Raw genomic sequence first — 14,394 nt, 5'->3', positions numbered from 1 at the left:
AAACCACAGGACCGACCATGACCGACTTGGCCCACTGGGATAGCCTCGACGACGGCAAGTATCGCGACGAAGCTGCGGTGATCGCCGACCTGCTGGCCGCCAAGCCCCTGTCCAGCGAAGACCGCGCCGCCGTCCGCGCCGAGGCCGAGGCCCTGGTTCGCGGCGCCCGCCGCAGCGTCCGCAAGCAGGGCGTGGTCGAAAGCTTCCTGCAGGAGTTCAGCCTGGGCACCCGTGAGGGCCTGGCCCTGATGTGCCTGGCCGAGGCCCTGCTGCGCACCCCCGACGACGACACCCGCGACAAGCTGATCGCCGAGAAGATCGGCTCGGCCGACTGGGCCAGCCATCTGGGCGGTTCGGACAGCCTGTTCGTCAACGCCTCGACCTGGGGCCTGATGCTGACCGGCAAGATCGTCGAGCCCGACGACGACGCCAAGAAGGACCTGCCCGGCTTCATCAAGAAGATGGCCGGTCGCCTGGGCGAGCCCGTCATCCGCGCCGCCGTCGGCCAGGCCATTCGCATCATGGGCGAGCAGTTCGTCCTGGGTCGGACGATCGAAGCCGCCATCAAGCGCGCCGCCAATGACGGCGACATGTGCAGCTTCGACATGCTGGGCGAAGGCGCCCGCACCGCCGCCGACGCCGAGCGCTACGAGAAGTCCTATGCCGACGCCATCGAGACGGTCGGCAAGCTGTCGAACGCCGCCGGTCCCGAGAAGGGCCACGGCGTGTCGGTGAAGCTCTCGGCCCTGTGCCCGCGCTACGAGGCCACGCACGAGGACCGGGTGTGGGAGGAGCTCTATCCCCGCACCCTGCGCCTGGCCAAGATCGCCGCCCGCCACAACATCAACTTCACGATCGACGCCGAAGAGGCCGACCGCCTGGCCCTGTCGCTGAAGCTGCTCGACCGCCTGTGCCGCGAGCCGGAGCTGGGCGAATGGCAGGGCCTGGGCCTGGCCGTCCAGGCCTATCAGAAGCGCTGCGGCGAGGTCATCGCCCGCCTGGAGGCCCTGTCGAAGGACACTGGCCGCCGCCTGATGGTCCGCCTGGTCAAGGGCGCCTATTGGGACAGCGAGATCAAGCGCGCCCAGGTCGCCGGCCGTCCGGACTATCCGGTCTATACGACCAAGCCGGCCACCGACCTGTCGTACCTGGTCAACGCCAAGGCCCTGATCGCCGCCGCGCCGCATCTCTACGCCCAGTTCGCCACCCACAACGCCCACACCCTGGCGGCCGTGGTGCGCATGGCCAAGAACGCCGGCGTCAAGATCGAGCACCAGCGCCTGCACGGCATGGGCGAGGCGCTCTACAAGGCCGCCGACGACCTCTATGACGGCATCGTCCTGCGGGCCTACGCGCCCGTCGGCGGTCACGAGGACCTGCTGCCCTACCTGGTCCGCCGCCTGCTGGAGAACGGCGCCAACACCTCGTTCGTCCACGCCCTGCTGGACGAGCGCGTGCCGGTCGAGAAGGTCGTCACCGACCCGATCGACACCGTGGAAGCTCACCCCGACCGCCACGCCAAGATCCCGACGCCGATCGACGTCTACGGCCCGCGTCGCCAGAACTCGGCCGGTCTCGACCTGTCGGTGAAGGCCGACCGCCAGCGCCTGGAAGCGGCCATCGCCGCCCTGGACGCCGTCACCCTGTCGGCCGGTCCGCTGATCGGCGGCAAGGTCAGCGCCGGCACGCCGCCGCTGCCGGTGGTCGCCCCCGCTGACGAGCACAAGGTGGTGGGCGCGGTCTCCGAGGCCCAAGCCTCGCAGATCGACGAGGCCTTCAAGCTGGCCCGCGCCGCGCAACCGGCGTGGGACCGCGCCGGCGGCCCGGCCCGCGCCAAGGTGCTGCGCGCCATGGCCGACGCCCTGGAAGGCGATATCGACCGCCTGATCGCCATCCTGGCCCGCGAAGCCGGCAAGACCCTGTCGGACGGCATCGCCGAGGTCCGCGAGGCCGTCGACTTCTGCCGCTACTACGCGGTGCTGGCCGAGGATCAGTTCGGCGACGGCGAGCTGCTCAAGGGTCCGGTCGGCGAGACCAACACCCTCAAGCTGGCCGGCCGTGGCGTCTTCGTCTGCATCAGCCCGTGGAACTTCCCGCTGGCCATCTTCACCGGCCAGATCGCCGCGGCCCTGGCCGCCGGCAACGCCGTGCTGGCCAAGCCGGCCGAGCAGACCCCGCTGATCGCCAGCGAGGCCGTGAAGCTCTATCACGCCGCAGGCCTCGACCCGCGCCTTCTGGCCCTGCTGCCCGGCCGTGGCGAGACCGTCGGCGCGGCCCTGACCAGTCACGAAGGCCTGGACGGCGTCGCCTTCACCGGCGGCACCGACACCGCCTGGCGCATCAACCAGACCCTGGCCGCCCGCCAGGGCCCGATCGTGCCGTTCATCGCCGAGACCGGCGGCCTCAACGGCATGTTTGTCGACACCACCGCCCAGCGCGAGCAGGTCATCGACGACGTCATCCTGTCGGCCTTCGGCTCGGCCGGCCAGCGCTGCTCGGCCCTGCGCCTGCTGTTCCTGCCGGAAGACACCGCCGAGAACATCATCGACGGCCTGAAAGGCGCCATGGACGCCCTGGTCGTCGGCGATCCGGCCCTGTCGGTCACCGACGTCGGCCCGGTCATCGACGCCGAAGCCCGCGACGCACTGGAGCAGCACCAGGGCCGCCTGCGCCGCGAGGCCAAGGTTCTTCACACCCTGAAGGCTCCGGCCGACGGCACCTTCTTCGCCCCCGTCCTGGCCGAGATCCCGACCGCCGACTTCCTGGAGCGCGAGGTGTTCGGCCCGATCCTGCACGTGGTCCGCTACAAGCCCGAGAACCTCGAGCAGGTCGCCGGCGCCCTGGCGGCCCGCCGCTACGGCCTGACCCTGGGCATCCACTCGCGGATCGAGAGCTTCGCCGCCGACGTCCAGCGCCTGGTCCCGGCCGGCAACGCCTACGTCAACCGCTCGATGACCGGCGCCGTCGTCGGCGTCCAGCCGTTCGGCGGCGAAGGCCTCTCCGGCACCGGCCCCAAGGCCGGCGGCCCCCACGCCCTCCTCCGCTTCGCGGTCGAGCGCGCGGTGAGCGTCAACATCACGGCGCAGGGCGGGGATCCGGCGCTGCTGAATCTGTAGTGGTCTATCTTCACAACCGTTACGCGTGACGCCTAAGCTCCCCGGCAAAGTTCGGGGAGTTTTTGCATATGCGTTTCCTGCCTCGCGCGGTCGTCGCCGCCGCCCTGTTCGCGCCCGCGATCGCCGCCGCTCAAGTCGGGCCGATCGTCGGGGACTGGTACGGGACGCTGAAGACGCCGGGCAAGCCGTTGCCGATCGTCTTCCACATAAAGGCCGACGGGGCGACCACGGTCGACAGCCCGGCCCAACACGCCATGGGCCTGGGCGCGACGACCACGGTGACGGACGGCAAGGTCAAGGTCGCGCTGCAGGCCATCCCCGCCGCCTTCGAGGGGACCATCGCGGCCGACGGGGCGAGCTTGGTCGGCCAGTGGGGCCAGAACGGCGGCGGCCTGCCGTTGACCTTGACCCGCACCGCGCCTGCCGCCGCGCCGGCGCCCAAGCGTCCGCAGACGCCCAAGCCTCCATTCGACTACCGCGCCGAGGACGTCAGCTACACCAATCCGGTCTCGGGGCTGAAGCTGGCCGGGACCTTGACCTTGCCGCAAGGCTCCGGGCCCTATCCGGTCGCCTTGCTGATCACCGGCTCGGGCCCGCAGGACCGCGACGAGACGATCGACGGCCACAAGCCGTTCCTGCTGATCGCCGACGCCCTGACCAAGCGGGGCGTGGCGGTGCTGCGGGTCGACGACCGGGGCGAGGGCGGCTCCCAGGCCGGTGATCTTTCCAAGGTCACCACGGGCGACTTCGTCACCGACGTCGAGGCGGGCGTGGCCTTCCTGCGCGGGCGCAAAGACATCGACCCCGCCCGCATCGGCCTGATCGGCCACAGCGAGGGCGGGGTGATCGCGCCCATGGTCGCGGCCAAGGATCCGAAGATCGCCTTCGTGGTGCTGCTGGCCGGCACGGGCGTCCAAGGGGGCAAGGTCCTCGCCACCCAGGCCCGCGACATGGCCCTGGCCAGCGGCGCGTCGCCCGAGGCGGCCAAGAAGCAGGGCGACACCGTCGGCGCCGCGACCCTGCTGGTGCGGATGCAGCCCGACCCGGCCTCGGCCAAGGCCAAGATCGTCGCCCTGCTGGCTGGGCTCGGCGCGCCCCAGAAGGCCGCCGAAGCGCAAGGTGAGATGCTGACCTCGCCCTGGTTCGACTACTTCATCAAGCTCTACCCCGCCGAGGCCCTGGGCCAGGTGCGCTGCCCGGTGCTGGCCCTGAACGGCGAGAAGGACCGCCAGGTCTCGGCCGAGCAGAACCTGCCGGCGATCAAGGCGGCCCTGACCCAGAGCCCCGATGTCACCGTGACCGCCCTGCCCGGCCTGAATCACCTGTTCCAGACGGCCAGGACCGGGTCGATCTCCGAATATGCCGACATCGAGGAGACCATCGCCCCCGTCGCCCTGGCCACGATCGTCGACTGGACCGTCGCCCACACGGTGAAGAAATGACCGCCTCGCGCCGCCAGCTGCTCATCGGCCTCGCCGCGCTTCCGGCCATCGGCGCGGCCACGACGCCGAAGAGCTTCGTGGCCGTCACCGACGGACGGCTCACGCTCGACGGCAAGCCCTACCGCTTCGCCGGCGCGAACCTCTGGTACGGGGCCTGGCTGGGCTCGCCCGGCGCCACCGGCGACCGCGCGCGGCTAGGGCGCGAGCTCGACCGGCTGAAGACCCTGGGCGTCACCAACCTGCGGGTGCTGGGCGCCGGCGAGCGCTCGCCGGCCAAGGCGGCTGTGTCGCCGACCGTGCAGGAAGAACCCGGCGTCTACAGCGCCGACCTGCTGAAGGGCCTCGATTTCCTGCTGGCCGAGATGGCCCGCCGCGACATGAAGGCGGTGATCTACGTCAACAACTTCTGGGACTGGTCGGGCGGCATGCCGGCCTATCTGAACTGGGTCGGCAACGGCCCGTGGTTCCAGCAGGGCGACCCGAAACATCCGTGGCCGGAATATGCGGACTATTCGGCCCGCTTCTACGCCGACGCCAAGGCCAACGCGCTGTTCCGCCGCTACCTGACCAGTCTCGTCCAGCGGACCAACAGCGTCACCGGCCAGCCCTATCGCGACGATCCGACGATCATGGCCTGGCAGCTGGCCAACGAGCCGCGTCCGGGCGGGACCGAGGCCAAGGCCGACACGCTGCTACCGCCCTATTACGCCTGGATCCGCGAGACCTCGGCCCTGATCAAGTCCCTGGACCCGCGCCACCTGGTCTGCACCGGCAGCGAGGGCAGCATGGGGTGCCTGCGCAGCGAGGCCTGCGCGCTGGAAGCCCACCGTCCGGCCACCATCGACTACGTCACCCTGCACGTCTGGCCCAACAACTGGACCTGGATCGATCCCAAGAACCAGCCCTTGAGCTATGCCGCCGGCGAGGCCCGTTGCCGCGACTATGTCACCCGCCACATCGCGCTCGCGAAACAGCTGAACAAGCCGCTGGTCATCGAGGAGTTCGGCCTGATCCGTGATAGTCGCGCCTTCGTCCCCGGCTCGGCGACGGCCGACAAGGACCGTTTCTACCGGACGATCTACGGCCTGGCCCTCGACGACATGAAGGCGGGCGGCCCGACGGCCGGCACCAACTTCTGGGCCTGGAATGGCGAAGGCCGCGCCCAGCACCCCGACGCCTGGTTCGCCCATGGCGACAAGAGCTTCGTCGGCGATCCGCCGCAAGAGGAGCAGGGCCTCTACGGCGTCTTCGACACCGACGCGGCGACCCTGGCGGTGATCGCCGAGCACGCGGCGGCGGTGAAGGCGCTCTAGGCCAGCTTCGCCAGCGCCTGGGACAGCTGAGCCCGACGGCCACGCGTCACGCGCAGAACCTGGCCGTCGGCCATGGTGACCTCGGCGTCGCCGTTCGACAGGGCGGCGAGCGTGCGCACGCCGGCCACCGCGACGATGGTCCGGCGGTGGATGCGCACGAAGCGGTCGGGATCGAGACGGCCTTCCAGGTCGTCCAGGGTCCGGCGCACCAGGTGGGTGACGCCGCCCGCGCGGATGGCCTGGTAGTTGCCCTGGCTCTCGATCCATTCGATGTCGCGGGGGTGGATGACGAGGGCCCGGCCGCGCTCGCTGAAGACGAGGCCCTCGGGCTGAACCTGGCCGCGCCGAACCAGCAGGACGAAGCCCAGGAAGATCGACAGGCCGAACACCAGCAGCACGAAGTTGGCGGCCAGCTCCTGGCGGATCTCGCGCAGGCTGGGGACAACACGGCCGTCCAGCAGCCAGGCCTCCAGCAGACACGAGACGACGATCAGGACGAAGGCCAGGGCCGGCACGCCCAGGCCGCGCGCCCAGGCGCCAGCGCGAGCCAGGACCAGCACCGCCGGCGTCGCGGCCGCGCCCAGGGCGCCGGCGGCCAGCAGGCGCGTGACTTCGCGCAGCCACGGCGGCGGGACGCTGGCAGAGGCCAGGTTCCCGGGCTCCAAGGCGCAGACCAGCGCCAGCCAATAGAGGAAGCCCACGGCCAGCCAGCCGGGGCCGGACAGGCGCTCGAAGCGCGGAAGGGAGAGCGACGAACCCATGCCGCCATTTGCCCTCGCCGAGCCGCCGCCGTCCACGCCTCTCGCGGCGAAGTGACGAACCGAGGCCTGGACGGGACGAACCGGTCTTACCGATACGCGCGCCGGACGCGACGCTGAAGCCCTGGTCTGGGAGAGGCGAAGCGATGCGTTGGATGATGGCGGCGGTGCTTTGGGCGCTGGCGAGCCTGGCGACGGCTGGACCAGTCGCGCGGCTGGACACCGGACGGGTCGAGGGCGTCGAGACCAAGGGCGTCCGCGCCTTCCTTGGCCTGCCCTACGCCCAGCCGCCGATCGGCGACCTGCGCTGGCGAGCGCCGCGTCCGGCGGCGGCGTGGACGGGCGTTCGGCCCGCGACCGCCTTCGCCCCCGCTTGTCCGCAACGGGGCGTCTCGATGCCAGGCGAGCCGCCGCCCGTGACGAGCGAGGACTGCCTCTATCTGAACGTCTGGACGCCCGCGAAGCCGGCCGGCCGGCTGCCGGTCATCGTCTGGATCCACGGCGGCGGCTGGACCAATGGCGCGACGTCGTTGCCGCTCTATGCCGGCGACGCCCTGGCCGGGCGTGGCGTCGTGGTGGTGTCGATCGCCTATCGCCTGGGCGCGCTGGGCTTCCTGGCCCATCCGGCGCTGAGCGCGGAAGACGGCGGATCGTCCGGCGACTACGGCCTGATGGACCAAGTGGCGGCGCTGCGCTGGGTGCAGCGGAACATCGGCGCCTTCGGCGGGGACCCGACCAACGTCACCATCGCCGGCCAGTCGGCGGGCGCGATGTCGGTCAGCCTGCTGCTGGCCGCGCCCGAGGCCAAGGGCCTGTTCCACCGGGCCATCGCCCAGAGCGGCGGGGTGTTCGAGCCCCTGGACCTGGCGCCCAGCTACCACCTGGCCAAGGCCGAGCGCGACGGCGCGGCCTTCGGCGAGACGCTGGGCGCGACCACCGCCGCCGAGCTGCGGGCCCTGCCGGTCGAGGCCCTGACCGCCCCGGGCGCGGCGCGCCTGGGCCACCCGGTGATCGGCGCGCGAGTCCTGCCGCTGGCGCCGTGGGACGCCTATGCCGCCGGCCGCGAGCACCGCGTCCCGCTGCTGCTGGGCTACAACGCCGAGGAGGCGCGGTCGCTGACCGACCTGTCGACCATACGCGCCGCCACCTTCCAGGCCGATCTGGCCAAGACGTTCGGGCCGCTGCCGCCCGCCCTGCTGGCCGGCTATCCGTTCACCGACGATGCCAGCGCCCAGGCCGCGCGCGGGGCGTTCGAGCGTGACCTGCGCTTTGGCTGGGACATGTGGGCCTGGGCGCGGCTGCAGGCGCGGGCGGGGGCGCCGGCCTATCTCTACCGCTTCTCGCGCCGGCCGCCGTTCCCGGACAGCTCGGTGCGGGCCGGCTGGGGCGCGTCGCACTTCGCCGAGCTCTGGTACATGTTCGGCCACCTCCCTCAGGAGCCCTGGGCCTGGACCGACACCGACCGCCGACTGTCGGCGACCATGGTCGACCAGTGGGTCGCCTTCGCCCGCGCCGGCGACCCGAACGGCAGCGACCGTCCCGCCTGGCCTCGGTTCGACGAGGCCGATCCACGCGTGCTGGAACTCGGCGACACCCTCGCGGCCAAGCCCTTCACGCCGGGCGGCCTCGCGGGCTTCGATGCGGTCTACGGCGCGGTGCGGACGCGGTAGCTCATCCACTCGAAGAATACCGATGGCGACCCGGCATCCGCACTGCCTATGATCGCCGCATGAACCTGCGCGCGATCGACCTGAACCTGCTGGTGGTGCTGGACGCCTTGCTGGACGAGGCCCACGTCTCGCGCGCGGCCCGCCGCCTGAACCTGTCACAGCCGGCGACCTCGGCCAGCCTGGCCCGGCTGCGGCGATTGTTCGACGACCCGCTGCTGGAGCGGTTCGACGGCGCCATGCGCCTGACGCCCACGGCCGAGACCCTGCGCGTCCGGCTCAAGGACCTGCTGGCCCAGACCGACGCCCTGTTCGAGCTGCAGCCGCCCGCCCTGGAGACGGTGCGGCGCGCCGTCCGCGTGGCCACCGCCGATCACATGGCCGCCCGCGTCACCGAGCAGCTACACACAAGGCTAGCGGCCAGCGCGCCGGGGATCGATCTGGTCTTCCAGCCCTATCACGGTCCCGAAAGCGCGGTGGACGGCCTGATGAAGGCGACCACGGACCTGGCCATCACCCGCCTGCCGCACGCCGCGCCGCCGATCCGCCGCGAGGAACTGTTCGAGGAGCGCTGGCGGGTGCTGATGCGCCGTGACCATCCGGCGGCCGCGGGTTTCGACCTGGAGCGATGGCTGGCCTATCCGCACGTCTCGGTGTCCGGCGTCGGCGACCCGCGCGGCTCGGCCGACGAGACCCTGGCGAAGATGGGCCTGGCGCGCCGGGTGTCGGTGGTCGTGCCCAGCTTCCTGATCGCTCTGCCTCTCCTGCGCGCCTCGGACCTGATCTGCCTGGCCCCCACCCACAGCCTGCCGCTGAGCGACATGGAAGCCCTGGTCGCCTTCCCGCCGCCCGTGCCGATCGCGCCGTTCACGGTCCACCTGGCCTGGCACGCGCGCCATGACGCCGACGTCGCCACCCAGCATGTCGCCAACACCTTGAGGACCCTGGCGCTCTAGCCGGAACATCCATCAAGTCGATAGTTCGAAATACCATCCATCGATTGGACGAATAGAGGCCACCTCGCGAACAGTCCGCGCGCGCTGAAGGCCTCCCCGTCGCGAGGCCGGCGCATCTGTTCGGAGACGTCGATGATTTCGCCCCCGTCGCGCAGGCAGGCGCTTGGCCTTGGAGCCTCGAGCGTAGCCTTGGCCGTTTCCGGCTGCGCGGCCCTCCGTCCCCGCAAGGCCGAAGCGGCGCTGATCCGCTACAGCCGCGACCTACCGATCCCGCCGACTCTGCAACCGACCCGGATCGACGCCGCCGGCGCGCACTACGAGATCGAGCAACGCGAGGCGGCCTTGGACATCCTGCCCGGGCTGAAGACCACGGCCTGGACCTATGGCGGCGCCTTTCCCGGGCCGACGATCCGGGCGCGGCGCGGGACGCCGGTCATCGTCCGCCATGTGAACAAGCTGTCGACGCCGACCGTGGTCCACCTGCACGGCGGACGCACGCCGCCGGCCTCGGACGGCTTTCCGACCGACGCCATCTTCCCCAGCAGTTTCGCGGGACCGGCCTTCGCCATGTGCGGTCCCGGCATCGACCTGTCGACGGTCCAGGCCACGATCGGCGACACGCGGGCTTACGTCTATCCGAACGACCAGCCGGCCGCGACGCTCTGGTACCACGACCACTGCATGGGCGGCTCGGGCCGTAACACCTATATGGGCCTGGCCGGCTTCTACATCCTCGACGACGCGGACGAGGCCGCCCTGCCCCTGCCGCGCGGCGACCAGGACGTGCCGCTGATGATCTGCACGCGGCGCTTCACGGCCGACGGGGCCTTCGTCTACGACCATCACGGCTATACCGGCGCCGGCGGCCCGGTGATGCTGGCGAATGGCGCGCCCTGGCCGCGCCTGAAGGTCCAGCGTCGCAAGTACCGCCTGCGCCTGCTCAACGCCGACAACGCCAGCCCGCTGGACCTGGCGCTGGAGGACGGCCGGCCGATGGTCCAGATCGCCTCGGACGGCGGCCTGCTGGAGCGCCCGGTCTCGCTGACGCACCTGCCGCTAGCCATGGCCGAGCGGGCCGAGGTGGTGGTCGACTTCGCCGACTGCGTGGAAGGCCAGACCCTGCTGCTGCTGAACCGCCGGGGCCGGGGCGGCATGGCCGAGATCATGCGGTTCGAGGTGGAGGGCGGCGCGGTCGAGGACCTCGCCCGCATTCCCGACCGCCTCGCCGTCATCGAGCGCTTGCGCCCGGAAGACGCCGTGCGGCTGCGCGACTTCACCTTCGGGGCCAAGCCGATCGCCAAGCTGCAATTCCCGCCGATCGCCTGGACCATCAATGGCCGCCGCTTCGATCCCGAACGGGTCGACGCCAAGCCCAAGCTGGGCGAGGTCGAGATCTGGCGCTTCACCTACGAGAAGACGCCCTTCCCCAAGCATTGCCACCCACCGCATGTCCACCTGACCCACTTCCAGGTGCTGGAGCGCAACGGCAAGCCGCCGCCGGCCCACGAAGGCGGCTGGAAGGACACGGTGTCCCTGGAGGGCGACGAGACGGTCAGCGTGGTGGTGCGCTTCGACGGCTATCGCGGTCGCTACCTGCTGCATTGCCACAACCTGGAACACGAAGACCACGACATGATGGCGCGCTTCGACGTGGTCTAGGCTATCCGCCGGTAGCCCGCCGCACCGCCTCGGGCAGGCGCGGCGCCAGGCGGCGGGTCTTCATCGCCGCGCCGTCGGTGTTGCGGAAGCCGACCAGCACATCGGGCTCGACGCCGCCGATCTCGTTGGAGCCGTCGGCGCGCAGCCGCAGGCAGTCGGGCAGCGACAGGCGGCCGCCGCTGTTCTTCAGCACCACGGGACCGGCCTCGGTGGCATGGCCGCAACCCGCGCCCAGGGTCGGCGAACCCAGGAGGATACCGGCCTTGTTGTCCTGGATCATGGCCGCGAACTCTTCCGAGGCGCTGGCCGACCGGCCGTCGACCAGCACGATCAGCGGGCCGGACCAGACGCCCTCGCGCCAGGTCCATTTCACGGGGCGGAACACCGACTGGCCCCACGGCTTGTCGGCCAGGGCGACCGGATCGCCCGAGGCGCGGACGCCGCTGCTGTAGCCGGCGTCGACCAGCAGGGCGCACGGCTGGCCTTCGACGCAGGGCTTGCGGGCTTCGGCGGCGCGGTCGCGCAGGACCCTGGCCTCGGCCAGCAGGGCGGCCTTAGCGGCGCCCCGCTCCTTGCCGACGTTCATCTCGATATCCAGGGCCAATGCGTCCAGGTTGTCAGCCGCCTGGGGCGAGCGGACCAGGCGCATGGGCGCGCTCTTGAGGCGGATCGGCGTGACCATGCGGGCGGCGATCTCGGCCCATTCGCGGCCGCCGCCGTTGCCGGCTAGGTCGATCATCAGCACCTGCGCGCCCGTCGCCTTCACGGAGGCCAGACGCGCGGCGAAGCGGTCGGTCAGTTCCTGGTAGACGGCGGTGTCCAACCGGTCATCGCAATCCCTGTCGCAGGGCTTGTCCAACGGCAGCTTCAGCCTGGCGGCGGCGGCCTCGCAGACGGCCGGATCGGCCATGAAGATGTTGATCTGCACGACGCCGAGCTTGCGACCCTCGACGGTGACCAGGCCGCCTGGGAACTCGCGCGCGCCCTCGCCCGTGTCCAGCGGCGTCCAGCCCGGCAGGCCCGAGGCCACCGGCGGGCGCGGGCGGAAGGGGCGCTGGTCGGCGCAGGGCGGCGCGGCCGGCGCCGAGACCTTAGGGGCCGGCGCGGCCGGGCTCCAGTCCATCTGCACGTGGCCGTCGGCCAGGGACGCGAGGGCGCGGTCGACCAGGGCGCGGGCCTCGGCGTCCGACGTGGTCTTGGCGAGGCCGGCCTCCAGCGTCTTGAAACTGGTGTCGAGGTTCAGGCTCCGGTCGACGGTCAGCCAGTCGAGATTGGCGTAGCGGCCGCCCAGCGCGGCGCGGATCTGGCGGGCGTCCTCGATCCAAGGCGCGGGATCATAAGCGAAGGCGGGCGCGGCGACACCCATCAGGGCGAAGGCGACGACGGCGGCGCCAAGGCGCGAGATCATGGTGGTCCCCCGGAAAGCTTCACCAAGCCTCGTAGTCGGCGAACACGGCTCCGCCACGTTAAAACGGCGAAATAGTGGATTGTTACCGGTGTCACGCGTGCTACCGCTTCGATGACGCTTCACGAGAAAGCGCGGAGGACGCCGCATGGACACCGCCCAAACCCGCCGCACCCTGATCACGGGCGCCGCCGCCCTGACGGCCTTCGCCGCCCTGCCCCGCGCCGGCTTCGCGGCCGAGAAGCGTTCGCCGGTGGTGGCGACCACGGCCGGCAAGGTACGCGGCTATGTCGAGGGCGAGGTCAGCGTGTTCAAGGGCCTGCGCTATGGCCAGGACACCGGCGGCGCGCGCCGCTTCTCCGCCCCCGTGAAGCCCGAGCCCTGGACCGACGTGAAGGACGCCCTGGCCTATGGCGCGTCCTGCCCGCAGGGCAAGGGCGAGGATGAGACGCAGGGCGAGGACTGCCTGTTCCTGAACGTCTGGACCCCCGCCAAGGCCAGCAAGGCTGGCCTGGCCGACGGCGGCAAGCGGCCGGTGATGTTCTACATCCACGGCGGCGCCTACAACACGGGCTCCGGCAGCCATCCCTGGTACGAGGGGACCAAGCTGGCCAAACGCAGCGACGTGGTGGTGGTCACCGTCAACCACCGCCTGAACGCCTTCGGCTATCTCTATCTCGCCCGCCTGTTCAACGATCCGTCGGTGGCCGACAGCGGCAACAACGGCCAGCTGGACCTCGTCCTGGCCCTGCAGTGGGTGCGGGACAATATCGCCGCGTTCGGCGGCGATCCGAACCGGGTGATGCTGTTTGGCCAGTCGGGCGGCGGCGCCAAGATCGCCACGCTGCTGGCCCAGCAGAACGCCAAGGGCCTGTTCCACCGCGCCGCCACCATGAGCGGCCAGCAGGTCACCGCCGGCGGTCCGTTCAACGCGACCAAACGCGCCAAGGCCTTCATGGACAAGACCGGCGCCAAGGACCTGGCCGCCCTGCGCGCCCTGCCCGCCGACAAGATGGTCGAGGGCCTGCGCGCCACCGATCCGATCGCCGGCTCGGGCGGCGTCTATATGGGTCCGGTGCTGGACGAGCGGACCCTGACCCGCCACCCGTTCTTCCCGGACGCCTCGCCGGTGGGCCTGTCCGTGCCGATGATGTGCGGCAATACCCACGACGAGACCAAGGGCTTCATCGGCTGGGACGCCAGCGTGTTCCCCAAGACCTGGGACGAGGTGATCGCCAAGCTGCCGGGGCAGTTCAACGCGCGGATCGACATCGATCCCGAGACGGTGGTGGCCTTCTACCGCCAGACCTATCCGAACTATTCGCCGTCGGACGTCTATTTCGCCGCCTCGACGGCCGGTCGCTCGTGGAAGGCGGCGATCATCCAGGACGAGGAACGCGCCAAGGCCGGCGCCCCGGCCTTCGCCTATCAGGTCAACTGGAAGTCGCCCAAGGACGGCGGCGTCTTCGGCGCGCCGCACACCATCGACATCGGCCTGGTGTTCGGCACGCTGGACGCCAAGGGCTCGATCGTCGGAAGCGGGCCGGAGTCGGTGGCCATGTCGAACACGGTCAGCGACGCCTTCGTCCGCTTCGCCGCCACGGGTGATCCCAATGGCGGGACCCTGCCCAAGTGGGAGCCCTACACCCTGCCCCGCCGCCAGACGATGGTGTTCGACACCACCTCGCGGCTGGAGGACGACCCGCGCGGGGCCGAGCGCGAGTTCTTCAACCGCGTGCCGTTCACTCAGTTCGGGACTTAGGTTCGTAAGGCAGCGTCGGCGGCAGGTGCTGGACCAGGATCCGCGCCGTCGGCTCCCGCTCGGGCTCGACCGGCGGCGGCTCGCCGAACACGGCCTGCCAGAGGGCGATCCACGCTCTACGCTCTTCGTACTCCACCGGGACGCTCCTTTACGGGGAGTAAAAAGGTCGGCGGAACAAGGAGTTGCTGGTTAACGGCGCGATAACCAGGAAATCGTGCTGAAGCTTTTAAACAAGATGCTCCCCCGCGATGCGGGGGAGCTGTCGCGGAGCGACTGAGGGGGCTAGCTGGGGGGAACGCCGCGTGGGGGGGGGGCC

Annotated in this window: 10 protein-coding genes; 7 read left to right on the top strand and 3 right to left on the bottom strand. The window is 70.9% G+C overall.

Annotation, left to right across the window (positions count from 1 at the left end; genetic code table 11):
• The first annotated feature begins 26 nt into the window (after positions 1 to 26).
• The 3 genes from putA to AC07NI_RS22670 all read left to right on the top strand — a co-directional run bounded on the left by putA (position 27) and on the right by AC07NI_RS22670 (position 5,871).
• Entirely contained in the window at positions 27 to 3,116 is a 3,090-nt protein-coding gene (putA, locus tag AC07NI_RS22680; protein WP_494624062.1) for a bifunctional proline dehydrogenase/L-glutamate gamma-semialdehyde dehydrogenase PutA, read from the top strand.
• A gap of 68 nt (positions 3,117 to 3,184) precedes the next feature.
• Positions 3,185 to 4,558: an alpha/beta hydrolase family protein gene (locus AC07NI_RS22675; RefSeq protein ID WP_494623373.1), complete on the top strand. Its 1,374-nt coding sequence runs from the start codon at positions 3,185 to 3,187 to the stop codon at positions 4,556 to 4,558.
• Positions 4,555 to 5,871, top strand: coding sequence for a glycoside hydrolase 5 family protein (locus tag AC07NI_RS22670; RefSeq protein ID WP_494623371.1), 1,317 nt, complete (start codon positions 4,555 to 4,557; stop codon positions 5,869 to 5,871). Before AC07NI_RS22675 ends, AC07NI_RS22670 begins: the two co-directional genes overlap by 4 nt.
• Here AC07NI_RS22670 and AC07NI_RS22665 read toward each other — a convergent pair.
• Positions 5,868 to 6,632 (bottom strand): LytTR family DNA-binding domain-containing protein, encoded by a 765-nt coding sequence (locus AC07NI_RS22665; RefSeq protein WP_494623369.1) that lies wholly within the window; start codon positions 6,630 to 6,632, stop codon positions 5,868 to 5,870. The two genes, AC07NI_RS22670 and AC07NI_RS22665, sit on opposite strands and share 4 nt — an antisense overlap.
• Positions 6,633 to 6,775: 143 nt before the next feature.
• Between AC07NI_RS22665 and AC07NI_RS22660 the strand changes: the two genes are divergently transcribed.
• The 3 genes from AC07NI_RS22660 (at position 6,776) to AC07NI_RS22650 (ending at position 10,911) form a co-directional block, all read left to right on the top strand.
• Positions 6,776 to 8,299 carry a carboxylesterase/lipase family protein gene (locus AC07NI_RS22660; protein ID WP_494623367.1) on the top strand — a complete coding sequence of 508 codons (1,524 nt, stop codon included), beginning with the start codon at positions 6,776 to 6,778 and terminating at the stop codon, positions 8,297 to 8,299.
• Positions 8,300 to 8,358: 59 nt separating this feature from the next.
• On the top strand, positions 8,359 to 9,252 hold the full coding sequence (locus tag AC07NI_RS22655; RefSeq protein ID WP_494623365.1) for a LysR family transcriptional regulator: 894 nt from the start codon (positions 8,359 to 8,361) through the stop codon (positions 9,250 to 9,252).
• 189 nt (positions 9,253 to 9,441) lie between these two features.
• Positions 9,442 to 10,911 (top strand): multicopper oxidase family protein, encoded by a 1,470-nt coding sequence (locus AC07NI_RS22650; protein WP_494623363.1) that lies wholly within the window; start codon positions 9,442 to 9,444, stop codon positions 10,909 to 10,911.
• A 1-nt stretch (position 10,912) separates the two neighbouring features.
• Here AC07NI_RS22650 and AC07NI_RS22645 read toward each other — a convergent pair whose 3' ends face one another.
• Positions 10,913 to 12,319: a S41 family peptidase gene (locus tag AC07NI_RS22645; protein ID WP_494623361.1), complete on the bottom strand. Its 1,407-nt coding sequence runs from the start codon at positions 12,317 to 12,319 to the stop codon at positions 10,913 to 10,915.
• 145 nt (positions 12,320 to 12,464) lie between these two features.
• Here AC07NI_RS22645 and AC07NI_RS22640 point away from each other — a divergent pair, with 145 nt between their 5' ends.
• A complete protein-coding gene (locus AC07NI_RS22640) occupies positions 12,465 to 14,078 on the top strand; it encodes a carboxylesterase/lipase family protein (protein WP_494623359.1) in 1,614 nt (537 codons plus the stop codon).
• On the opposite strand, the gene AC07NI_RS22635 is transcribed toward AC07NI_RS22640, so the two are convergent.
• Positions 14,059 to 14,214, bottom strand: a complete 156-nt coding sequence (locus AC07NI_RS22635; protein WP_494623357.1) for a hypothetical protein — start codon at positions 14,212 to 14,214, stop codon at positions 14,059 to 14,061. The two genes, AC07NI_RS22640 and AC07NI_RS22635, sit on opposite strands and share 20 nt — an antisense overlap.
• Between the last annotated feature and the right edge of the window lie 180 nt (positions 14,215 to 14,394).

It is taken from the genome of Caulobacter sp. GW821-FHT10E02 (assembly GCF_059415225.1).
Note: the sequence above shows the minus strand (reverse complement) of the source record. Positions and strands in the feature narration are given on the sequence as shown.

Bases quoted from the DNA above. Each gene is read 5' to 3' on its own strand.
- AC07NI_RS22675 (WP_494623373.1), top strand. From the start codon at position 3,185: ATGCGTTTCCTGCCTCGCGCGGTCGTCGCCGCCGCCCTGTTCGCGCCC.
- AC07NI_RS22670 (WP_494623371.1), top strand. From the start codon at position 4,555: ATGACCGCCTCGCGCCGCCAGCTGCTCATCGGCCTCGCCGCGCTTCCG.
- AC07NI_RS22665 (WP_494623369.1), bottom strand. From the start codon at position 6,632: ATGGGTTCGTCGCTCTCCCTTCCGCGCTTCGAGCGCCTGTCCGGCCCC.
- AC07NI_RS22660 (WP_494623367.1), top strand. From the start codon at position 6,776: ATGCGTTGGATGATGGCGGCGGTGCTTTGGGCGCTGGCGAGCCTGGCG.
- AC07NI_RS22655 (WP_494623365.1), top strand. From the start codon at position 8,359: ATGAACCTGCGCGCGATCGACCTGAACCTGCTGGTGGTGCTGGACGCC.
- AC07NI_RS22645 (WP_494623361.1), bottom strand. From the start codon at position 12,319: ATGATCTCGCGCCTTGGCGCCGCCGTCGTCGCCTTCGCCCTGATGGGT.
- AC07NI_RS22640 (WP_494623359.1), top strand. From the start codon at position 12,465: ATGGACACCGCCCAAACCCGCCGCACCCTGATCACGGGCGCCGCCGCC.